The sequence below is a fragment of the Thermococcus sp. JdF3 genome, assembly GCF_012027495.1.
Classification (GTDB): domain Archaea; phylum Methanobacteriota_B; class Thermococci; order Thermococcales; family Thermococcaceae; genus Thermococcus.
The window spans coordinates 191,299-212,385 of the sequence record NZ_SNUK01000001.1 but is presented as its reverse complement, the minus strand read 5'-3'; the positions used below and the strand labels follow the sequence as shown (position 1 = coordinate 212,385).

The window sequence follows — 21,087 nt, the reverse complement described above, 5'->3', positions numbered from 1 at the left end:
TAAAAAAAGGTTTTTTAAAGATTGTCACCGAGCTTCCTCACCCTACATGCCGAGAACTTGAGCTCCGGTGTTCCAGCTTTGTTCAGGGCAGGGCTCGTTATTTTGTTCGCCTTGAAGTGGAATGGAACAGCAACGACGCCTGAGGGAATCCGGCCAAGCTTGGCCCTCATTCTAATCTTCCCGCGCCTCGTCTCGATCTCGACCCAGTCTCCGTCGTGAATTCCAAGCCTCTCCGCGTCGCTCCTGTTTATCAGCACCCTGGGCTCTCCCATCAGCCTGACGAGCGAGGGGCTGCGCAGCGTCATTTCGCCGGTGTTGTAGTGGCTTATCAGCCTGATGGTGGTGAGGATGAAAGGATACTCATAGTCCGGCCTCTCCCAGGGCTGCACCTGCTCCACCGCGATGAACCTGGCCTTCCCGTCGGGGGTTGCGAACTCCCAGGTGTGGAGCCTCTTCTTCGGAAGGAACATCCCATCCCCAACATTCAGCTCGTCGACGCTCCTCTCCTCCAGCGAAGGGAAGAGGCGGAAGTACTCGGCGGTGATCTCTTCAACGCTTGAGTAATTGAATCCGGGCAAACCGAGGGCCTTGCCGAGCATGGTCAGTATTTCCCAGTCGGGCTTCGAATCACCCATTGGCTCGCAGACCTTGTGGCTCCACTGAATCCTCCTCTCACTGTTCATGTACGAGCCTTCCTTCTCGCAAAAGGCTGAAGCCGGCAGAACGTAGTGGGCGTACCTTGCTGTGCGCGTCATGAAAATATCCTGGACGACGAGGAGATCGAGCTTCCTGAGGGCTTCCCTAACGCGGGTGAAGTCCGCCTCGCTGACGGCAGGGTTTTCCCCAACTATGTAGAGCGCCCTGACGTCGCCGCTCTCTATTGCCTCCCAGAGCTCCGTGAGGTAGAGCCCGCGCTCCGTTGGAAGGTCTTCCACGCCCCATATCTTCGCCACCCGCTTCCTGAACCTCTCGTCGGTCAGCAGAACGTAGCCCGGCAGGAACTCACTCAGCGCTCCCATGTATGCCGCGCCCTGAACGTTGTTCTGACCGCGCATCGGGTAGAGGCCGCCTTTTTCGCCGATGTAGCCAAGGAGCAGGGCTAGGTCTATAACGGCCATAACGTTCTCAACGCCTGAAACGTGCTGTGTCAGCCCCATGCCCCACATTATCGCGCCGCTTCCCGCGAGGGCAAAGGTTCTCGCAACTTCTCTGATCGTTTCAGCCGGAATTCCGGTTACCTTCTCCGCGTACTCCGGCGTGTACTTTCTCACCGCCATCCTGACCTCTGAAAAGCCAGAGGTTCTGGTCTTTATGAACTCCTCGTCGTAGAGCTCCTCCAGGATTATGACATTCATCATGGCGTTTGCGAGGGCTATGTCCGTCCCCGGGCGAATAACGAGGCTGTAGTCCGCGAAGGCCATTGTCCTGGTTTCCCTGACGTCAACGACGATTACCTTCGCCCCGTTCCTCTTGGCCCTCAGGATGTAGTCCATGACAACGGGATGGGTCTCGGCAGGATTGTAGCCCCAGATGAGTATAACCCCGAATCTCCCCAGGTCTTCGTAGGGGTTGGTCTGTGCTCCCGCCCCAACTGTCATCTTGAGGGCATGAACACTCGCCTCGTGGCAAAGACGAGCGCAGTTGTCTATGTTGTTGGTGCCGAAAAGCCGCGCAATCTTCTGGAGGAGGTAGTTCTCCTCGTTGCTCACCTTCGATGAGGCTATGAAGGCAACGGCATCCGCCCCATACAGTTCGCGGATTTCGAGGAGTTTACCCGCTATCTCCTCGATGGCCTGCCCCCAGCTTATCGGCCTCATCCTAGAGCCCTCACGCTTAAGGGGGCGCTTGAGCCTGTCCCCGGAAAGAACGAACTCAGTCGCGTGGAGACCCTTGGGGCAGAGCTTGCCCCTATTGGGCTCGCCGCGGTGGGGTTTAACCTTCATCGTCTTGGGATCAACGAGAAGCCTGCAGCCAAAGCCGCAGTAGGGGCACACGACTGTCCTGGGCTCCTTCATCATACCACCTACAAACAAATAGACAGCAAAAATAAAAACTTTCTGACAAAAATTGATGAAAATTTGTTAAAATATTTCAGATCACCAGGAAAAAATTTATAAAGTCGGGTAGGAAAATTTCTCCAGCTCAAGGTGATAGACACGGTTCGGGGGCTGTGTCCGGGATGGTAACAAAAAAATTCATCTGTCTATTTTTGGCTGTAATAGAAATTCTGCTTGTTAACAACTACGCGGCCCCCCAGCTCGTCGTGGTTCCAGGGAAAGGCGATGCGTTTGTCATCTACCGCTGGGCAGGTGAGAACGGCGAGCTGGGTGCCGATTTCTACTACTTCTCAAATGGAACCCTTGTCCCATTCTATCGCACCTGCCTTTTCTGCGATAATGCAGGTGCTGTGAACGACGGAGCCTATATTATCCCCGACAACGGCTCGTGGATATTCCTTAGGGAGTTCTACGTTCCAGAAAACAGCACGCGCGGGGTCGAGGCCTACCGCGTCCGGGATGGGAAGTGCTGGTTAATAGGTGGGACTTCCGTTGTCGTTCCCCAGGGGGAAGTCTCGCGCGTTGTTGTGTATTACAGAAAAAAAGCCTTTTCAATTGAGTTCCAGAACGGAAGCAGAGTGGAAGCCAGGAAGTTCTGGATAGGAGAAAGCGTGGACCCGGCGAACTTTTCGGGTTTTCCTGAGAAGACGCCGGTTTACTACGCAATGGAGCACGGCGTTCCGATGGGAAGCTTCTACGTTTATGGAGACGGCTACGCCTCCAACGGCAGTGCCGTTGTCCCCGTTCCGATAAACGTCGTTGATAAGGTCGTTTCATCATTGAGAGTTGGGGGAGACATTAAAGGCTTTGCCTCAGCAATCGTGGGAGAGGGAGTTATACTGTACTACCCCTATGATTACCATGTCAACGGCTCGCCCGTGGAGAGAGAAGACCTTCGCCTGTTCTACTATCCAAACAACGGGGAAAGGCTCAAGGTTTTCCAGCTCCAAGAATTCCAGAAAGGGTCCGGCTTCGCTTCGGATGTTGTTTGCGGCGAGGCATCCAATAAAAAAGGAGCGAAAAACGAAAGCTCCGGAATATGCGGCCCCGCAAGTTTCATTGTGCTGGCATTGGTTCCGGCTTACAGGGCCTTCCGCAGGAAGTGCTCGTGAACCCTCGTGTCGTCGGTCAGCTCGGGGTGGAACTCCAGGCCGATGATGTTGTCTCCCTCAACGCCAACGACCCTCTCACCGAGCCAGGCTATCGGCCTCACCCTGTCGCTGAGGAGTTCTACTATCCTCGGGGCGCGGATGAAGACACCGGGGAAGGGTTCTTCGCTGAAAGCTAGCTTTATCGGCGCCTCAAAGCTGTCCACCTGCCTGCCGTAGGCGTTTCTATTAACTCGGACGTCGAGAAGCTCGAGGAACCTCTGCTCCGGAGTGGCGCCGACTACCTCCTTCGAGAGCATTATCAAACCCGCACAGGTGCCCATTATCGGAAGCCCTTCCTCACCGAGCTTCCTGACTGGCTCGAGGAGGCCGCTCTTCACCATGAGCCTCGAGATGGTCGTGCTCTCGCCGCCTGGGATTATGATTGCAGAGATTTCCTCGAGCTGTTCCGGCTTCCTGAGCCAGATGACCTCGCCGGAAACCCCGAGGTTCTCCAAAGCCCTTTTGCTCGCCTCTATGTGCTCGCTGACGTCGCCCTGGAGGCCTATGACACCCACCTTGACCATTTCAACCCCTCCAAAAGAGTTGAAAAGGACTCAGACGCCCCTCTCCTCAAGGCGGACTTCGAGCTCTTCGATGTCCTGACCCTTCATCGGCTCCCCTATTTCCCTGCTTATCTCGACGAGAACATCCGGCTCGTCCCAGTGGTTGACGGCCTCGACTATGGCCCTGGCCATCTTCTCGGGCTGGGAGCTCTTGAAGATTCCCGAGCCGACGAAGACGCCGTCCATTCCCATCTGCATCATCAAGGCAGCATCGGCCGGCGTTGCAACTCCTCCGGCCGCGAAGTTCACAACAGGAAGGCGGCCGAGCTTCTTTATCTCGAGGAGAACCCTGTAGAGGCCATCGACAATCTCGCGGTAGGTGTGGTGGCCGTAAATTGGCTCGTTCTCAAGGACCCTCGTTGGGAGGCCGGCTATCTCCTTGACGTTGAGGGCAAGCCGGAGGTAGGGCTCTGCGAACTTCTCCGCAACCCCGTAGACCTGCTCGTCGGTCATGGCCTGAATCTGCCTTATCCCCTCGGCGACTAGGCGGACGTGCCTGACCGCCTCGACGATGTTGCCGGTTCCGGCCTCGCCCTTGGTTCTGATCATGGCCGAGCCTTCCCATATCCTCCTGACGGCCTCGCCGAGATTTCTGGCTCCGCAGACGAAGGGAACGGCAAATTCTCTCTTGTCTATGTGGAAGAACGGGTCGGAAGGCGTGAGAACCTCGCTCTCGTCGATCATGTCCACACCGAGGGCCTCGAGTATTTTGGCCTCCGCCACGTGGCCGATCCTCACCTTCGCCATGACCGGAATCGTAACCGCGTCCATTATCTCCTGAATCTTCTCTATCGGGGCCATTCTGGCAACGCCACCTGCCTTCCTGATATCAGCTGGAACGCGGTGGAGGGCCATGACAGAGACGGCACCCGCTTCCTCCGCAATCCTCGCCTGCTCAGCGTTGGTGACGTCCATTATGACGCCGCCCTTCACCATCTTTGCAAAGCCCCTCTTGAGCCTCTCGGTACCCTTAGCCTCGATAACGTCGAGCCTTCCCATCTCCCTCACCTTTTCAAGTTTTGGCTTGCAATTAAATTCAAGGAAAAACTTGAATATAAACCCTGCCCCGGAAAGTTCACTGAGAAATAAAAAACTCCTCGAAAAAACCAGAAAAAGACGAAAAATCCCCGTTCATATCTTTCCAATTATCTCAAGGCTGACGTCGAAGTTCTTCACAGAGTGCGTCAGGTAGCCGAGGCTTATCACGTCGATGTCAAGCTCGGCGTACTCGGTTATGTTCTCTGGCGTTATTCCACCGCTGACTTCAATTTTAACCCTCTCCCTGAGCCCTTCCCGCTTGAGAACAGTTAAAACCTCGGCTATCTCGGCCGGACTCATGTTGTCGAGCATCACGACGTCGGCCCCTGCCCTGGCGGCTTTTAGTGCGTCCTCAAGGCTCTCGACCTCAACCTCGACGACCTTGTAGGCGGAGAAGGCCCTGGCCCTCTTTATCGCCTCCTCCAGCGGGACGAGCGCGAGGTGGTTGTCCTTTATCAGTATCGCGTCGCTCAGCGAGAAGCGGTGGGGTTCACCGCCACCTATGAGTATCGCCCTCTTGTCTATAGGCTTGAGCAGGGTTTTTCTAGTTCCTGCAACCCGAACCTTGGGGTTTACGGCTTTAACCTTCTCGACCAGCTTCCTGACCTCGGTGGCTATGCCGCTCATTCTGCCCATGACGTTCAAAGCCGTCCTCTCGACGAGAAGTATTGCCCTCGCGTTGCCCTCAAGCTCGAGGATGGTATCACCCTTCCTAACTCCCTCTCCGTCGCGTTTCTTAACATCCACTTTAACCCCGAAGTGCTCGAAGAGGGCCTTGGCTTCCTCGACTCCCGCTATTATTCCTTCCCCCTTCGCGATGATTACTGCTTTGGCCTTCGTTCCTTCAGGTATGACCGCCTCGCTCGTGACGTCTCCGAAGGGGGCGTCCTCTTCTATAAATTGCAGGAGATAACTAAGATTTATCATCACCCTCACCTCCAAGCAGGAACTTCCAGAGAGGGACGAGCCTGACCTTTTTCCCCCTGACCTCAATGATGTCATCTCTGTCCCAGTTTATTATCGTTAGGTTTTCGCAGTCGAGTTTCTCCGAGGCACTCAGCAGTGCCGAGACCTCCCGTTCGAACGTTTCAGGGCTTTCGAGTGAATAACTGACCTGTATGAGCTCCAGGATATCCTTTCCCTCCTTCACGAGGAAATCAACCTCTCTTCCACGCTCGTCCTTGAAGTAGTAGAGCTCCCTCTCGCGCCTTCTGAGTTCAAGGAAAACGGCGTTCTCAATGAGCCTGCCGATGGTCTCCCCAAAGCGAAGCGAGTAGGCGTTTATCAGGCCGGTATCAACGATGTAAACCTTTGGAAGGCTCTTCTCAACCTCCTTCAGGTTGTAGGAAAACTTCTTGAGCGGGAAGACCATGTAAGCTTCTTCAAAGTAGTCGAAGTAGCTGTAGAGGGTGTTCTTGCTGACGTCCACGCCAATGCCCTTCATGTACCTGGCCGTTCGGTTCACCGAGAACTCCTTAGCAAAGGACGTTATGAGGAGCTTCAGGAACAGCCTGACCGCCTTTAGATTCTTTATCCCATGCCGTTCAACAACGTCGCGGTAGAGCATCACATCCACGTACTCGGAAAGCGTTTTCCGCTTTAGGTACCTGTCCTCGATAAGAACGACCTCTGGAAAGCCGCCGAACTCCAGATACTCCCTCAGAAGGGTCTTGACAACCGCCTCTTCTCTCGTCGAGAGATACCTGCCCACCTCAATCCCCTTGGCCCTGAGGAACTCCCGGAAGCTGAAGGGCATCATCTCAAACGTCAGCGTCCTTCCGCGGAGGGCTGTCGCTATCTCCCCGCTGAGGAGCTTTGAGGAGGAGCCGGTCAAGTAAACCCTGAACCCATCGCGCTCCAGGACACGCTTAACGAAAAGCTCCCAGTTGGGGACGTTCTGAATCTCGTCGAGAAAAAGGTACTTCTCATCGGCATCTGGGAAGAGCTCGTAGAACACCCTCACGAGGGTTGAAAGGTCATCGGGCGTTGGAGGGAATATTCTGTCATCGTCGAGGGGGAAGAAGACGGCCGCTTTACCGGCATTCCTCAGTTTGGAAAACTTTTGAAGGATGTAAAATGTCTTTCCGGCCCTTCTTGGGCCGATTATTGTTATTGCCTTGTTTATCCGGATGTCCTCTGGAACGCTCAGCTCCCGCTCGACACCCTCAACGCTGAGATTGAGGTAGTCCATCACAATTTGGGCTATCGTTTCCTCGCGGCTCATGTTAAATGAAGAGGTAAAAATCCTTAAAAAGTTTCCCTCCCTACTTAACAAAAATGGTGGAATCTTTCCCTCCAGACTTAACTCATCTCCAGCATCTTCTCGATGGCCCTCTTAGCTTTCTCGGCTATATCCTCCGGAACTTCAACCTCGTACTTCATGTCCCTGAGCGACTCGTAGATGTGGTTGAGCGTTATCGCCTTCATGCCGATGCAGACCGCGTCTTCTTTAGCCGGGTGGAACTTAATATCCGGGTAGAGCTTCTGAAGGCGGTAAACCATCTCGTGCTCGGTGAATACCACCCACTCGTTCCATTCCGGTGCGCGCCTTATCATTCCGCCCGTGGAGACTATGATATCTGCCCTCTCCTGCACCTCCGGCTCGCACTCCGGGTGAACCATCAGCTTGGCGTTCGGATAGAGTTTTTTGGCCCTCTCAACGTCCTCAATGGTGAACTGCCTGTGCACGTAGCAGTGGCCGTACTCGGGGACGGGGACGACCTTCTTTCCGGTGACCCTGGCCACGTAGCTCGCAAGGTTCTTGTCGGGACCGAAGATTATGACATCAGAATCGAGCTTCTCCACTATTTTGACGGCGTTGGCGGAGGTAACCGTAACGTCGGCGTAGGCCTTGGTCTCGGCGGTGGTGTTTACGTAGAGAACCACGGGCGCGTCCGGGTACTGCTCCTTGGCCCTGAGGATGTGCTCGACCTTCAGCATGTTGGCCATCGCGCAGGTTGCCCTCCTCGCCGGCAGGAGGACGGTCTTCTCCGGATTGAGGATTTTGGCGGTTTCTGCCATGAAGTCCACTCCCGCGAAGACTATGACGTCGGCATCAACGTTCACAGCCTTCCTCGCGAGCTCCAGGCTGTCGCCGAGGAAGTCCGCTATGTCCTGAACCTCCGGGAGCTGGTAGTTGTGGGCCATGATTATGGCGTTCCTCTCTTCCTTGAGACGTTCAATCTCGGCTATGAGCGTCTCCTTCTCCATACTCTCACCTCGCCTGGATTGTGGTAGAAGAGGGGGATTAAAAGGGTTTTTGGACACCTTTGGTTAAGGCTTCAAAACTTCCCTGATGCGCTCCTCGCTGGCCTCTCTAAGAAGCAGAACGTTGATCCCCACAGCCAAGGCATGCTTTGACATCTTCACATCATCAGTTATAAGCAATGCATCCGTGGACTTCGCCAAGGCTATGAAGTAGGTATCAAAACCTGAAGCTCCTGTGAGAGATGCCACTTCAAGGGCATTCTCAAAAATTTCGTCCTCGTCAACGATGGTATATGAAATTGAAATGGATTCAATGACTTTCAATATAACCGCTCCATGCCCGTTTCTTTTGAGCACACTCGCAATTTCGACCAATCCTGCCCTCGGAAACATAACATCGTGACCATCGCAGAGCTTGACGACCAATCTGGCCTTCTTGTGAGTGTTCGATTCCCGAGTGTAGACCTCGGGCGGGAGGCTCCTTCGGGGTTTTAATAGCGCCTTAGCAAGGATACTGGTATCAAGAACTACCCTCATCTCTATCCCTCACCGCGTTTAAGGTTCTGTCAACGTCCTCCTTGGCCTCAAGCTCAAGCTCATCGATCAGCTCGGAGAACCGTTTCTCCTCGATGTAAATTACTATGCGCTTTGAGGGAAGTGAAAGGGGTTTTAGAGGCTTTATTACCCCGTTCTCGTACACGGCTTCAATGGCCCTCGACATGGTATCACCAATGGAAGTTGAAGTCAAAGCTTAAAAGACAAGCGGTTAGAGCCTGCACCTACCGTCGAAGAAGCTCGGCCTCTCGAACTCCTTCCTCATGACGGGGAAGTCCTCGCGGTAGTGGGCGCCCCTGCTTTCCTCCCTCGCGAGAGCGCACTCGAGGACTCCCCTCGCGAGTACCTTAAGCCTCGGGTCGGCCTCGATGCTTTCAAGCTCCTTGAGGCCTTCTCTCAACGTTTTCGCGCTTCTGACGATCCCGGCTTTCTCCCAGAGGAGCTCCCTGAGGGAGTCAACGTCTCCAGGCTCGTGGCCGTGATAGGCCGGCTCCTTGACCTCCCTGCACCTCGGCCTGTCCCTCGCGATGGTTCTTGCCACCTCGAGGCCGGAAACGATGCACTCGAGGAGCGAGTTGCTGGCGAGTCTGTTCGCCCCGTGGAAGCCGTTGCTCATCGCCTCGCCTATCGCATAGAGATTTTCGATGCCCGTACGATACCAGGGGTCAACCGCCACTCCCCCGATGGTGTAGTGAGCTATTGGGGAAACGGGGATTGGGCCCTTTGACGGATCCAGCCCGTCGTTTCTCAGGAAGGCGTATATCTGGGGGAAGCGCCTCTTGAAGTCCTCTATGCCAGTCGCGTCAAGGAAGACCCTCTTACCGGCCTTCATCTGGTTGTATATCGCCCTCGCGACGATGTCCCTCGTGGAGAGCTCGTTAACGAAGCGCTCGCCGTCTTCCGTCACCAGCTTTGCCCCGGCACCGCGGACGGCCTCGCTGACGAGGAAGACGCCCCTCCTTCCGATGTAGCCCGTCGGGTGGAACTGAACGAACTCCAAATCCCTCGCTGGGGCGCCTTTCATAACGGCATCGCCGATGAGGGTGCCGAGGTTGAGGGGGGAACCGGCCGTGTACCTGAAGAGCGAGGCGAAGCCGCCCGTAGCTATAACGATGGCGTCAAACCTGAGGAGCTCGCCGTCGAGGAAGACCCCGTAGGCCCTGCCGTCTCGAACGGCCAGCTCCTCGGCAAGGCCCTCGACGAAGTGAACGCCCGCTTCCCTCGCCGCCAGGTGAAGGAGCTTCATTAGATGCTTCCCGGTCTCGTTCTTAATCGTGAAAACCCTGGAGAAAGAGTGTCCCCCCTCGGTCTCGTTGGCCTCGAACTCCAGACCTATCGAGAGGAGAAACTCGTAGGCCTCGCTCGCCTTGGACACAACGCTCCACACGACCTCCTCATCGTTGAGGTACTTGCCAGCCCTGATCGTGTCGAGAACGTGAGCCCTGGGAGAATCGCCGTCGAGAATGGGAAACGCTATCCCTGCCTGAGCGAGGTAGGAGTTGCTCTCCTTTATCCCCTTACCGATGACCGTCACGTCGAAGCCCCGTCTCGCCAGGGCTACGGCCGCCGTTAATCCCGCGGCACCGCTTCCGATGATTCCAACGCTGGTCATAGCTCTCCCCAGCTGGACTGGGAGAAACGCCTTATAAGGTTTTCAAAAAGAGGGGAGGGAATCACTTCCCGACCGGATAGTTCGGCGCCTCGTTGGTGATGAAGATGTCGTGCGGGTGGCTCTCCTTGACGCCGGCCTGGGTTATGACCACGAACTCGCCCTTCTCCTTGAGTTCGGCTATGCTTGGAGCACCGACGTAGCCCATTCCAGAGCGGAGTCCCCCAACAAGCTGGTAGAGAACCTCGCTGACCGGTCCTTTGTAGGGTACGACTCCCTCAACTCCCTCCGGGACGAACTTCTTGGTCTTCATGTGGCCCTTCTGGTAGTAGCGCTCCGCTCCTCCCTTCATCATGGCACCGAGGGAACCCATGCCGCGGTACTGCTTGTATCTCCTGCCGTTGATTACAACCTCCTTGCCCGGTGCCTCCTTCGTTCCGGCCAGGAGGGAGCCGAGCATGACAGCGTCAGCTCCAGCGGCGATGGCCTTGACTATGTCGCCGGAGTAGCGGATTCCACCGTCCGCTATGACATGTAGCCCGTACTCCTGAGCCCTATCGGCCACGAGGGCTATTGCGGTGACCTGGGGGACGCCGACGCCAGCGACGACCCTCGTTGTGCATATGCTCCCCGGGCCTATTCCGACCTTGACCGCATCGGCAAAGGTGAGGTCGTCAACCGCTTTGGGGTTGGCGATGTTTCCAACGATCAAATCGGCATCGACGGCTTTCCTTATCTCCTTCATGGCCTTTATGGCCTTGAGGTTGTGGGCGTGGGCCGTGTCAACGACGATTACATCGGCGCCTGCCCTGTCGAGGGCACGGGCGCGCTCGATGTCGAAGGGACCCACCGCGGCGGCAACTATCAGATCTCCGTTCCCGTCCCGAACGGCGTTCCTGTACTTCTTCCTCATCATGAGGTCGCTCATCGTGATTATTCCCACGAGGCGGCCGTTCTCATCGACCACCGGGAGGCGGGCTATCCGGTTGGCCACCATCACATCAAGGGCTTCCTCAACCGAGACGTCCTCGCCAACGGTTATGACCTCGCCCGTCATGACCTCCCTGACAAGGCTGCCCTCTTTGGCCGCTATGTCCTTCTTGGTAACGATGCCGACTATTCTGCCGTCCTCACCAACGACCGGAAGGCCGTCGATGTCGTTTCTCTCCATGAGGAAGAGCGCGTAGTCGAGGGTTTCATCGGGGCCTATGGTGATGACGTCCTCGACTATGAAGCGCTCGGCACGCTTGACCTTTCTAACCATCTCGGCCTGTTCGCTTATGCTCATGTTCCTGTGGATGACTCCCAGGCCGCCCTCCCTGGCCATAGCGACGGCCATCTCCCACTCGGTAACGGTGTCCATCGCCGCGCTGAGAATCGGAACCTTGAGCTTCACGTTCGGCGTTATCCGAGTCGAGACGTCAACGTCCTTGGGCTCGACTTCGGTCGCCTGCGGTATCAGAAGAACGTCGTCAAAGGTGTATCCCTTAATAGCATCAACAAGTTTGTGTTCAAATTTTCCCATTTTTCTCGCGCCTCCGCGTCCTTTTTAACATGAACCTGGCAGGGGTTTTTAAGGGTTTCCGCTCCCCGCCGCACCGCCCGACCATCCTGTTGACCAAATGACATTCAGCGGACAGTAAATTGGATATAAGACCAAATACATCCCCAAATTTTTGTCTATTTTGCCAGATGGGCAAAAGTTCCACCAAAAATTACAAATACCCCCGAACACTCCTAGAACCGGTGATTACCATGAGGGGGGAGTACCAAACCCATCGCTAAGGAAAAGGTTTCCGAGGTAAGTGGCTTTGGTTTGGAAGAACTTTTGGGTGAAATCCTGAAGGAAGGTCTCTTCTGGGCGGCTCTCGGCCGGCCGTCGGAGGTCATGCCGTTTCTGAGGGGCAAGCTCTTGAGCAACGGCATCGGCGTGGAGAGGGGACGCAGGGAGTACCTGGAGTACCTGCTCGACGACCTGGAAAGGTTCTACAAGAGGGTCTCGTGGAGCAACGAGATTGACGAGCGGCACTGGAAGGCCCTAAAGTCCTTCCACAGGGACATAGTCTCGGTGATTTCTTCCGAGAGGGCTTAGCTTTTTAACCCCCTCTTCCCCACTCCTTTCGGGATGATGAGGGAAGTTTCGTCCGAGCGGTGAGGAAACTCGCATGGGCTGACCTCTTCCAGCCTTCTACATTTTCCTTTTGAAAGCCCGGCCTTCCAAGGCAGGGGTTGGTGTCATTATAGCCAGATCTTCAATAGCCAGATCTTCACAGGTAGGAAAAGCACAACAGGCCAAGGTCTTTCCGTAGATTTAGATAATGCGTCCATTTGCTTCTACAAGTCCGTTGGGCCAGGAGTTTACGAAAACAATTCTATTTAAAGTAATCCCATTTGTTTACGCAAAATGTTTAAATATTCCTTTAGTTATGTATCTCTCCGGGTGATATATTATGTTCGAACTGAAGCACGAAATCTTTAAGGAGGTATGCCGGATTGGAGACGATGGAGTGGTGGAGTTCGCTACATATTCAGCAGGAGGCTGGGTTTTTGGAGAGAGCTTCATCGAGGTCAGAAGTCCGATAAACAATGAAGTCATTGCAAGGGTTTCAAAACTGAACGGGGAACAACTTGAGGAGGCCATTGATGCAGTCTATACAAAAGGAAGGGAGGCTATAAGAAACTTTCCCGGAGAAAAAAGGATAAAGGCGTTTTTAAAGGCTGCCCGGCTCATGAGAGAGGCATTCGACGATTTCACCAGGGTGTTAATGCTCGACGCCGGAAAGCCCTTGAGCAATGCCAAGGGTGAGGTCATGGCAACAATCGAACGTCTGGAAAAGACAACGATGGAGTCAAGAAGACTTCTGGGGGACTACATTCCCGGAGACTGGAGTGAAGAGACCCTCGAAAGCGAAGGAATTGTAAAGAGAGAGCCCTATGGGGTAGTTCTGGCCATAAGTCCATACAATTATCCCCTCTTCATATCCGCCGCAAAGGTTATCCCAGCACTGCTCAGCGGAAATGCCGTTCTGCTTAAGCCTGCATCACTTGACCCGATTGCACCGCTCTTATTCATAAGGGTTCTCGAACTCTCCGGGCTTCCAAGAGAGAGCTTTGCACTTCTGACCATAGCCGGCAGAGACATGGATAGAGTCGTGGCAAACAAGAGAATCAGGGCAATAACCTTCACGGGAAGCACTGAGGTTGGAGAGCACCTTCTCAAAACCGGGGGAATAAAGGCATACCACATGGAGCTCGGCGGAAAAGACCCCGCAATAGTTCTGGATGACGCCGATCTCGAAACAACCGTAGAAAAACTCATCAAGGGAATGGTAAGCTACTCCGGGCAGAGATGCGATGCCATAAGGATAATCTTTGCAGAGAAGGAAATATATGAGAATCTCAAGGACATGCTCGTGGAGAGACTCAGGGGGATTGATCCCAAAAATCCACTCGAAGATGAAAACGCCATAATGGGGCCGCTGATCGATGAGAAAAGTGCAGTGACAATTGAAGAACTCTATCGGGATGCCGTTGGAAAAGGCGCAAAGCCACTGACAGAATTCAAGCGCAGGGGAAACTACGTGTGGCCGGTTCTCCTCGAGGTCAGAAAGGAGACACTTCCAAAGCTGAGGGCATTCCAAGAGGATGTGTTCGGCCCGCTGACGCTTTTAGTCAGGGTCAAAAATGAAGACGAAGCCGTCGAGCTGGCAAATTCTTCCCGCTTTGGCCTTGATGCGGCAGTCTTCAGCACAAATGATGCCAGAGCAAGGAAAGTCGCAAGAAGGCTTGAAGTTGGGGCAGTATTCATAAACGAGTTTCCGAGACACGGCATCGGATACTATCCATTTGGAGGGATGAAAGACAGCGGAATCGGAAGGGAAGGCATAGGTTACTCCATTGAACAATTTACCACAACAAAAACAATAGTCAGGAACTACAGAGAATACGGGGTGTGGGAGTACATCTAACCTTTCCCGGATTTCTCCTCAGATTTCTCAGATATTTTTGTGATAGCCAAACACTTCTGTTTAACTTAAGTGCTTTTGTTTACACAAAATGTTTAAATTCCTCGTGGGGATAGTTATACCGACCAGAGGCCCAGGGGGTGACCCGATGCCCAAGGATATATTAGGCAAATTGGAATTGTCAGAGGTCAATTCTGGAGTCTTCTATGGGGAATGGATGCCCATCTATGGGAGGGAGTTAATATCCTCTCATTCGCCCATAGATGGAAAAGAGATTGCAAAAGTCGCAATCGCAGGGAGAGATGACTATGAAATGGTTATCAAAAAGGCGCAGGAATCATTTGATGTCTGGAGCGAAATTCCCGCACCGGAGAGGGGACAGATTATCAGGGAGATTGGAGACGAACTAAGACAAAAGAAGGAAGCACTAGCAAGACTGGTTACTCTTGAGGTCGGAAAGATACTGACTGAGGGCAGGGGAGAAGTCCAGGAGATGATAGACATCGCAGACTTTGCAGTCGGTCTTTCGCGGCAACTCTATGGGCTTACGATCGCGAGCGAGAGGAAAGACCACGTTCTCTGCGAGAGGTGGCATCCCCTCGGCCCGATAGGTGTTATTACAGCCTTTAACTTCCCCTGTGCGGTGTGGTCGTGGAACGCGTTCATAGCGGCCGCAGTCGGCGATGTAGTTGTGTGGAAGCCATCAACGAAGGCACCTCTGACCGCAATAGCAACCACCAAAATCGTCAACAGCGTCCTTGAGCGCCACGGACTTCCGCCAATATTCTTCCTTGTAATTGGCAAAGGTTCTACCGTCGGCAACTGGATGGCAGAAGACAAGAGGCTGCCGCTGATATCTTTCACCGGCTCGACCGCAACAGGGAGAAAGGTGTATGAGAAGGTTGCAAAGCGCATTGGAAGGGTAATACTCGAACTCGGCGGGAACAACGCAGCTATAGTCAGCGATAAGGCAGACATGAGAATTGCGCTCAAGGGAGTCGCTTTTGGAGCCCTCGCAACTGCCGGACAGAGATGTACAACAACCCGCCGCTTAATTCTGCATGAAAGAATCTACGACGAGTTCTTGGACAAGCTGATAAAAGTGTACAAGGGCGTAAAAATCGGCAATCCATTCGAGCCGGATACGCTGATTGGGCCTCTAATAGACGAAGAGGCCGTTAAGAAGTATGAGGGAGCCATAGAGAGGGCAGTTGCAGAAGGGGGCAGGATTCTTTATGGCGGAAAGAGACTAAAGGGCTGTTACGTTATACCCACGATAATCGAAGCGCACCCGGATATGAGGGTAGTAAATGAGGAAACATTCACTCCAATACTCTATGTCTTCAAGTACTCCACCATCGAGGAGGCCCTTGAACTCAACAACTCGGTTCCACAGGGTCTCTCTTCTGCAATATTCACGAACGACCTAAGGGAAGCGGAGTACTTCTTAGCCCATTCTGACTGCGGTATAGCCAATGTAAACACGAGCACTGCTGGAGCGGAGATAGGCGGAGCGTTCGGAGGGGAGAAAGACACCGGAGTCGGAAGAGAAGCGGGAGGTGATGCGTGGAAGTTCTACGCAAGGAGGCAGACTGCAACTGTGAATTATAGCAGGGACTTGCCTCTCGCACAGGGGGTTAAATTTGATATTGAATGAGGTGGCGAGGTATGATATGGGCAGTTGAGAAGCCGAAAAATGAGATGGACAGCATACTGAGCTACTCCAGCGGAACAAAGGAAAGGGAGGAACTTCTGAGAGAAATCGAAAGGATCAAGAAAACGACCGAAGAAATTCCCCTGATTATTGGAGGGAGGAAGATAAAAACCGGAGAGGTTATAGAGATAAGGGCCCCACACGACCAGGATGTTGTGCTCGCAAAAGCTCACTTAGCTGGAGAGGATGAGCTGAAAGAGGCAATAGAATGTGCCCTTTCAGCATGGGAGGATTGGTCCGGGCTGGACTGGTACCACCGGGTTGCAATATTCCGTAAGGCCGCAGATTTGCTTGCCGGGAAGTACAGGAAAAGAAACATTGCAGCGATAATGATGAACCTCTCAAAGAACCCCTACGAGGCAGAGATTGACCTGGCCGAGCTTGTTGATTTCTGGAGGTTCAACCCCTACTACATCAGATTTATCTACGAGCAACAGCCAGACCAAGCGCCAGGGGAGATGAACAGAACTGACTGGCGTCCCTTAGAGGGATTCATACTCGCAGTTACATTTTTCTCTTGAAAGCCTCTCCGTTCACGGTGGGGATGCAATAATCAACCCAACCAGCCATTCAGCAGGAAAGCAACACTTTTTTAAAGCTTAAAATTCATACCATAACTTGAAATGAAGCGTTCGGTAACAGTCAAACTTCAACCATCAAAGGAGCAGGAGAAAATTCTCCTCCAGTTAGCCGACCGTGGGGCCAAAGTCTGGAATAGGGTGAACTACCTCAGGCGGCAGCAGTTCTTCCAAGGGCAAATCGTGGACTTCAACACGACGGAAAAAACCGTTTACGATGAGTTTAAGAAAGAAATCGGTTCAGCCACAGTCCAACAAATAGCGAGAAAGAATGCAGAAGCTTGGAGAAGCTTCTTCTCACTCCTCAGGAAAAAACGGAACGGTGAACTCCCCGACTGGCTGAAACCAAAACCACCGAACTATCTCAAGGAAGACGGAGGGCGGAAACCCTTAATCGTCCTGAGAAACGACCAGTACAGGATTGAGGGGAACAGGTTAATCCTCAAAGGCCTTGGCAAGTTCAAACGCTTGGAAATCCAGTTCAAGGGAAGAATACACCTGAAGGGCAGGCAGGGACGTTTAGAAATAACTTATGACGAAGTTAAACGCAAGTGGTATGCTCACGTTAGCCTTACGGTGGAGGAGAAACTTGAAGGTGAGGAATGGGTTAAGCTCCCGAGAAGACCAAAGGGGGGCCTTTCAGCGGGGATTGACCTTGGAGTGAACAATTTAATGGCAGTTTATGTCGAGAGTGGAGAAAGCTTTCTCGTAAACGGGAGGCCTCTCAAAAGCATTGACTTCTACTGGAGGAGGAAGATTGCGGACTACCAGTCAAAACTCAATAAAAGTGGTCAGAAGACGAGCAGAAGGCTCAAAAGAATGCACGAGGGGGCTAAACTTCAGGCAAAGCACTACATTAATACCGCAGTTAGGGGAACAGTCCAGAGGCTCTACGAGTTGGGTGTCTCTAAAATCGTCGTCGGCTACCCAAGAGGCATAGCTCGAAACTCTGGTAAGGGTAAAAAGCAGAATTTCCTCCTCTCTCACGTGTGGCGGTTTAACACGGTCATTAAACGCTTGAAGGAAGTGGCTGAGGAGTATGGTATTGAAGTTATGGTTGTTGGTGAGGCTTTCACTTCGCAAACGTGCCCTGTCTGCGGGAAGCCCCACGAGGGGGCGAGGTTCGTTCGTGGATTGTTTAAGTGTCGCGCAACGGGGCTTGTTTTTAACGCTGACCTTGTTGGGGCGTTTAACATTTTGAAGAAGGTGGTAAAAACGATAACCCCAAATCTGAGCGGTCTTTACGCCCAGAGGAGGGGTAACTGGCCGGAGGCCCGGCCAGAGGGGCTGAAAGCCCGCTTTGAGTTGGGCTTTAATGAGACCCCTCAAACCTCCCCGTCACTGGCGAGGGGTTAGCCAACCCTCGCCCCTCACGGCAGGGAGGAGGTCAGACCCTTCAACTTCTACTCAATTGGAGGAAACCTGCCAACCGCGCCGGCGATGGTTGGAAATGTCGTTCTCTGGAAACCTTCCCGCTCGGTGATATTTGCAAACTTTGAAATAATGAAGATACTCATGGAAGCCGGGCTCCCAGATGGCGTTATAAACTTCGTACCGTTTCCAAGCAAATGGTCCGACGTTGTTCTAAGCCATCCTGACTTCACTGGGCTTCACTTCACTGGAAGTCATGAAACCCTCGTCAAGCTCTGGAAGAGAATAAGCGAAAACATCACCGGATACAAGAATATCCCAAGGATTGTGGGCGAAACCGGGGGGAAGGACTTCATATTCGTCCACAGCTCTGCAGACGTGAAGGCAGTTGTGACGAACATAATTCGTGGCGGCTTCGGATATCAGGGTCAGAAGTGCTCAGCCGTTTCAAGGGTTTACGTTCCAAAGAGTCTGTGGCCAGCCATTAGAGAGGGCCTCCTTGCGGAGCTGCCGAGAATCAAGTACGGCCCCGTTGATGATTTGAGCAACCACATGGGCGCGGTCATAGATGAGGGGGCATTTAAGAAAATCGTGTCGTACATAGAGTACGCCAAAGCACACCCCGAGGAGTATGAGATTATCTACGGAGGCCACTACGACTCAGGTAAGGGCTGGTTCATCGAGCCGACGGTTATCCTCACGAGGAATCCAAAAGGAAAGCTCATGACCGAGGAAATATTTGGGCCCGTTGTGACGGTCTATGTTTACGACGACGACAAATACGAAGAGACACTCCGCCTGTGCAACGAAACCTCACCGTATGGCCTCACCGGCTCAATCTTCGCCAGAGATAGGTATGCAATAGTGAAGGCCGAAAAGATGCTCAGATACGCGGCAGGGAATTTCTACATAAACGACAAGCCCACCGGGGCAATCGTTGGCAGACAGCCTTTCGGCGGTTCGAGATGGAGTGGAACCAATGACAAAGCCGGTTCATGGCTTAACCTGCTCAGGTGGCTCAATCCCAGAACTATAAAGGAAACACTTGTTCCTAAGAAGTGACAGAACAGACCCTCTTCATTTCCTTTTTGACCTAACTTTTTAAACTCCCTCTCTTCTCCCAGATTGGGGGAGAGAATGGAGCCTGAAAGATTTATTGCCCACCTCAAGATACTCGTCGAGATGGAGCGTAAGGCCGAGATAGAGGCCATGCGCCTGGAGATGAAAAGGCTGAGCGGGCGCGAGAGGGAGAAAGTCGGGAGGGCCGTTCTGGGACTCAACGGGAAGGTCGTTGGGGAGGAACTGGGCTACTTTCTGGTGAAATACGGCCGAGACCGGGAGATAAAAACGGAGATAAGCGTTGGCGACCTCGTCGTCGTGAGCAGGCGAGACCCGCTGAAGAGCGACCTGGTTGGAACGGTCGTGGAGAAGGGGAAGCGCTTCATAACCGTGGCTTTGGAAACCGTTCCAGAGTGGGCTTTGAAGGGAGTCCGCATCGACCTGTACGCCAACGACATAACCTTCAAGCGCTGGCTTGAGAACCTTGAGGCCCTTCGCGAGAGCGGGAGGAAAGCGCTGGAGCTTTACCTCGGTCTGAGGGAGCCCAAGGAGAGCGGGGAAGTCGAGTTCACGCCCTTTGACAGAAGCCTGAACGCGAGCCAGAGGAAAGCCGTGGCAAGGGCTTTGGGCAGTCCCGACTTCTTCCTGATTCACGGCCCGTTCGGAACCGGCAAGACGAGGACTCTCGCCGAGCTGATAAGGCAGGAGGTGGAGAGGGGCAACAAGGTTCTGGCAACGGCCGAAAGCAACGTTGCCGTGGACAACCTGGTGGAGAGGCTGGTCCATTCGGGCATTAAGGTGGTTCGCGTCGGTCACCCGAGCAGGGTCTCAAAGAGCCTCCACGAGACGACCTTAGCTTACCTCATAACCCGGCACGAGCTGTACGGCGAGCTGAGGGAGTTGAGGGTTATCGGCCAGAACCTCGCTGAGAAGCGCGACACATTCACTAAGCCGTCCCCGAAGTACAGGCGCGGGCTGAGCGACAGGGAAATCCTCAGGCTGGCCTCGAAAGGGATCGGGACGAGGGGTGTTCCAGCCCGCTTGATCCGCGAGATGGCGGAGTGGATCAAGATCAACCGGCAGGTTCAGAAGACCTTCGACGATGCCGGAAAGCTTGAGGAGAGAATCGCAAGGGAAATCATCCGCGATGCCGACGTTGTTTTAACGACGAACTCCTCTGCCGGCCTTGATGTCGTTGACTACGGCTCCTACGATGTCGCGGTAATAGACGAGGCCACTCAGGCGACGATACCGAGCGTCCTCATACCAATCAACAGGGTGAGGCGGTTCGTTTTAGCTGGAGACCACAAACAGCTGCCCCCGACGATACTCAGTGAGAAGGCGAAGGAGCTTAGCAAGACGCTCTTCGAGGGCCTGATCGAGCGCTATCCTGGAAAGAGTGAGATGCTCACCGTCCAGTACAGGATGAACGAGCGCCTGATGGAGTTCCCGAGCAGGGAGTTCTACGGTGGAAAGATAGAGGCCCACGAGAGCGTGAGGAGCATAACGCTGGCGGATCTGGGCGTGGAGTCGCCTGATGGGGGCGATATCTGGGGAGAAGTTCTCAAGCCAGAGAACGTGCTGGTTTTCATAGACACGTCAAAGAGAGAAGACCGCTTCGAGAGGCAGAGGTATGGTAGCGAGAGCAGGGAGAACCCGCTTGAGGCGGGGCTCGTTAAAGGGGCAGTTGAAAGACTTCTAGAGCTCGGCCTCAGGCCGGAGTGGGTTGGGGTCATAACGCCCTACGACGACCAGCGCGACCTGATACGCTCGCTTTTGCCGGAGGAAGTTGAGGTGAAGACGGTCGACGGCTACCAGGGGCGCGAGAAGGAGGTAATCGTTCTCTCCTTCGTTCGCTCCAACAGGAAGGGTGAGCTGGGCTTCCTGAAGGATTTGAGGCGCTTGAACGTCTCGCTGACGAGGGCTAAGAGGAAGCTGATTTTGATAGGCGACTCCTCGACTTTAAGTGCCCACCCGACCTACAAGAGGCTTGTGGAGTTTGTAGAGGAGAGGGAGACGGTGGTTGATGCAAAAGAACTAACCGAACCACCAGCAAGTATATCCATAGACCACGTGAGGGGAATTCTTGGGATTTCGGAGACGGAAGCGTCAATAGATGTTCCAAAAGATGCCGAAAAAGTCAGGAAAAAGGACAGGGACAGAATGCAGTCAATCTATGGGGACGCACCCTACAATCCTTTTTAATGGATACCCCCGAAA

General features: G+C 53.8%; 17 protein-coding genes and 1 pseudogene. 8 read left to right on the top strand and 10 right to left on the bottom strand.

What is annotated here, in order from left to right; all coding sequences use genetic code 11:
* Nucleotides 1–14: 14 nt before the first annotated feature.
* Nucleotides 15–2,015: a formate dehydrogenase subunit alpha gene (gene fdhF / locus E3E42_RS01000; RefSeq protein WP_167902504.1), complete on the bottom strand. Its 2,001-nt coding sequence runs from the start codon at nucleotides 2,013–2,015 to the stop codon at nucleotides 15–17.
* 164 nt (nucleotides 2,016–2,179) lie between these two features.
* On the opposite strand from fdhF, the gene E3E42_RS00995 reads away from it, so the two are divergent.
* Nucleotides 2,180–3,169, top strand: a complete 990-nt coding sequence (locus tag E3E42_RS00995; RefSeq protein WP_167902269.1) for a CGP-CTERM sorting domain-containing protein — start codon at nucleotides 2,180–2,182, stop codon at nucleotides 3,167–3,169.
* Here the strand turns inward: E3E42_RS00995 and pdxT are convergent.
* From pdxT to guaB, 9 genes are all read right to left on the bottom strand, one after another.
* Nucleotides 3,139–3,732, bottom strand: a complete 594-nt coding sequence (gene pdxT / locus E3E42_RS00990) for a pyridoxal 5'-phosphate synthase glutaminase subunit PdxT (protein ID WP_167902268.1) — start codon at nucleotides 3,730–3,732, stop codon at nucleotides 3,139–3,141. The two genes, E3E42_RS00995 and pdxT, sit on opposite strands and share 31 nt — an antisense overlap.
* Before the next feature lie 30 nt (nucleotides 3,733–3,762).
* On the bottom strand, nucleotides 3,763–4,770 hold the full coding sequence (gene pdxS / locus E3E42_RS00985) for a pyridoxal 5'-phosphate synthase lyase subunit PdxS (protein ID WP_167902267.1): 1,008 nt from the start codon (nucleotides 4,768–4,770) through the stop codon (nucleotides 3,763–3,765).
* Between the two features lie 132 nt (nucleotides 4,771–4,902).
* On the bottom strand, nucleotides 4,903–5,736 hold the full coding sequence (gene nadC, locus E3E42_RS00980; RefSeq protein ID WP_167902266.1) for a carboxylating nicotinate-nucleotide diphosphorylase: 834 nt from the start codon (nucleotides 5,734–5,736) through the stop codon (nucleotides 4,903–4,905).
* Nucleotides 5,723–7,033 carry an ATP-binding protein gene (locus E3E42_RS00975; protein WP_167902265.1) on the bottom strand — a complete coding sequence of 437 codons (1,311 nt, stop codon included), beginning with the start codon at nucleotides 7,031–7,033 and terminating at the stop codon, nucleotides 5,723–5,725. Before E3E42_RS00975 ends, nadC begins: the two co-directional genes overlap by 14 nt.
* Nucleotides 7,034–7,110: 77 nt before the next feature.
* A complete protein-coding gene (nadA, locus tag E3E42_RS00970; protein WP_167902264.1) occupies nucleotides 7,111–8,019 on the bottom strand; it encodes a quinolinate synthase NadA in 909 nt (302 codons plus the stop codon).
* Between the two features lie 63 nt (nucleotides 8,020–8,082).
* Nucleotides 8,083–8,553, bottom strand: a complete 471-nt coding sequence (locus tag E3E42_RS00965; RefSeq protein ID WP_167902263.1) for a type II toxin-antitoxin system VapC family toxin — start codon at nucleotides 8,551–8,553, stop codon at nucleotides 8,083–8,085.
* The gene (locus E3E42_RS00960) at nucleotides 8,537–8,737 is read right to left on the bottom strand and encodes an antitoxin family protein (protein WP_167902262.1); all 201 of its coding nucleotides are present in this window, start codon (nucleotides 8,735–8,737) and stop codon (nucleotides 8,537–8,539) included. The genes E3E42_RS00965 and E3E42_RS00960 overlap by 17 nt, the downstream gene beginning before the upstream one ends.
* Before the next feature lie 45 nt (nucleotides 8,738–8,782).
* Nucleotides 8,783–10,183 (bottom strand): L-aspartate oxidase, encoded by a 1,401-nt coding sequence (locus E3E42_RS00955; RefSeq protein WP_167902261.1) that lies wholly within the window; start codon nucleotides 10,181–10,183, stop codon nucleotides 8,783–8,785.
* 61 nt (nucleotides 10,184–10,244) lie between these two features.
* Nucleotides 10,245–11,705, bottom strand: a complete 1,461-nt coding sequence (gene guaB / locus E3E42_RS00950) for an IMP dehydrogenase (protein WP_167902260.1) — start codon at nucleotides 11,703–11,705, stop codon at nucleotides 10,245–10,247.
* 291 nt (nucleotides 11,706–11,996) lie between these two features.
* Between guaB and E3E42_RS00945 the strand changes: the two genes are divergently transcribed.
* From E3E42_RS00945 to E3E42_RS00915, 7 genes and pseudogenes are all read left to right on the top strand, one after another.
* Nucleotides 11,997–12,272, top strand: a complete 276-nt coding sequence (locus E3E42_RS00945) for a hypothetical protein (RefSeq protein WP_206205923.1) — start codon at nucleotides 11,997–11,999, stop codon at nucleotides 12,270–12,272.
* Between the two features lie 358 nt (nucleotides 12,273–12,630).
* On the top strand, nucleotides 12,631–14,148 hold the full coding sequence (gene gapN / locus E3E42_RS00940; RefSeq protein ID WP_167902259.1) for an NADP-dependent glyceraldehyde-3-phosphate dehydrogenase: 1,518 nt from the start codon (nucleotides 12,631–12,633) through the stop codon (nucleotides 14,146–14,148).
* Between the two features lie 145 nt (nucleotides 14,149–14,293).
* Nucleotides 14,294–15,802, top strand: a complete 1,509-nt coding sequence (locus E3E42_RS00935; protein ID WP_167902258.1) for an aldehyde dehydrogenase family protein — start codon at nucleotides 14,294–14,296, stop codon at nucleotides 15,800–15,802.
* Between the two features lie 11 nt (nucleotides 15,803–15,813).
* Nucleotides 15,814–16,380, top strand: a complete 567-nt coding sequence (locus E3E42_RS00930; protein ID WP_167902257.1) for an aldehyde dehydrogenase family protein — start codon at nucleotides 15,814–15,816, stop codon at nucleotides 16,378–16,380.
* Nucleotides 16,381–16,482: 102 nt separating this feature from the next.
* Nucleotides 16,483–17,793, top strand: coding sequence for an RNA-guided endonuclease TnpB family protein (locus tag E3E42_RS00925; protein ID WP_167902256.1), 1,311 nt, complete (start codon nucleotides 16,483–16,485; stop codon nucleotides 17,791–17,793).
* A 45-nt stretch (nucleotides 17,794–17,838) separates the two neighbouring features.
* A pseudogene (locus tag E3E42_RS00920) lies at nucleotides 17,839–18,870 on the top strand (aldehyde dehydrogenase family protein); the annotation flags it as partial.
* Nucleotides 18,871–18,945: 75 nt separating this feature from the next.
* Complete coding sequence (locus E3E42_RS00915) at nucleotides 18,946–21,072, top strand: IGHMBP2 family helicase (protein WP_167902255.1); 2,127 nt, start codon at nucleotides 18,946–18,948, stop codon at nucleotides 21,070–21,072.
* Nucleotides 21,073–21,087: the final 15 nt, after the last annotated feature.

Excerpts from the sequence above, each read along its gene's own strand:
- fdhF (WP_167902504.1), bottom strand. The coding sequence starts at position 2,015 with ATGAAGGAGCCCAGGACAGTCGTGTGCCCCTACTGCGGCTTTGGCTGC.
- E3E42_RS00995 (WP_167902269.1), top strand. The coding sequence starts at position 2,180 with ATGGTAACAAAAAAATTCATCTGTCTATTTTTGGCTGTAATAGAAATT.
- pdxT (WP_167902268.1), bottom strand. The coding sequence starts at position 3,732 with ATGGTCAAGGTGGGTGTCATAGGCCTCCAGGGCGACGTCAGCGAGCAC.
- pdxS (WP_167902267.1), bottom strand. The coding sequence starts at position 4,770 with ATGGGAAGGCTCGACGTTATCGAGGCTAAGGGTACCGAGAGGCTCAAG.
- nadC (WP_167902266.1), bottom strand. The coding sequence starts at position 5,736 with ATGATAAATCTTAGTTATCTCCTGCAATTTATAGAAGAGGACGCCCCC.
- E3E42_RS00975 (WP_167902265.1), bottom strand. The coding sequence starts at position 7,033 with ATGAGCCGCGAGGAAACGATAGCCCAAATTGTGATGGACTACCTCAAT.
- nadA (WP_167902264.1), bottom strand. The coding sequence starts at position 8,019 with ATGGAGAAGGAGACGCTCATAGCCGAGATTGAACGTCTCAAGGAAGAG.
- E3E42_RS00965 (WP_167902263.1), bottom strand. The coding sequence starts at position 8,553 with ATGAGGGTAGTTCTTGATACCAGTATCCTTGCTAAGGCGCTATTAAAA.
- E3E42_RS00960 (WP_167902262.1), bottom strand. The coding sequence starts at position 8,737 with ATGTCGAGGGCCATTGAAGCCGTGTACGAGAACGGGGTAATAAAGCCT.
- E3E42_RS00955 (WP_167902261.1), bottom strand. The coding sequence starts at position 10,183 with ATGACCAGCGTTGGAATCATCGGAAGCGGTGCCGCGGGATTAACGGCG.
- guaB (WP_167902260.1), bottom strand. The coding sequence starts at position 11,705 with ATGGGAAAATTTGAACACAAACTTGTTGATGCTATTAAGGGATACACC.
- gapN (WP_167902259.1), top strand. The coding sequence starts at position 12,631 with ATGTTCGAACTGAAGCACGAAATCTTTAAGGAGGTATGCCGGATTGGA.
- E3E42_RS00935 (WP_167902258.1), top strand. The coding sequence starts at position 14,294 with ATGCCCAAGGATATATTAGGCAAATTGGAATTGTCAGAGGTCAATTCT.
- E3E42_RS00930 (WP_167902257.1), top strand. The coding sequence starts at position 15,814 with ATGATATGGGCAGTTGAGAAGCCGAAAAATGAGATGGACAGCATACTG.
- E3E42_RS00925 (WP_167902256.1), top strand. The coding sequence starts at position 16,483 with ATGAAGCGTTCGGTAACAGTCAAACTTCAACCATCAAAGGAGCAGGAG.
- E3E42_RS00915 (WP_167902255.1), top strand. The coding sequence starts at position 18,946 with ATGGAGCCTGAAAGATTTATTGCCCACCTCAAGATACTCGTCGAGATG.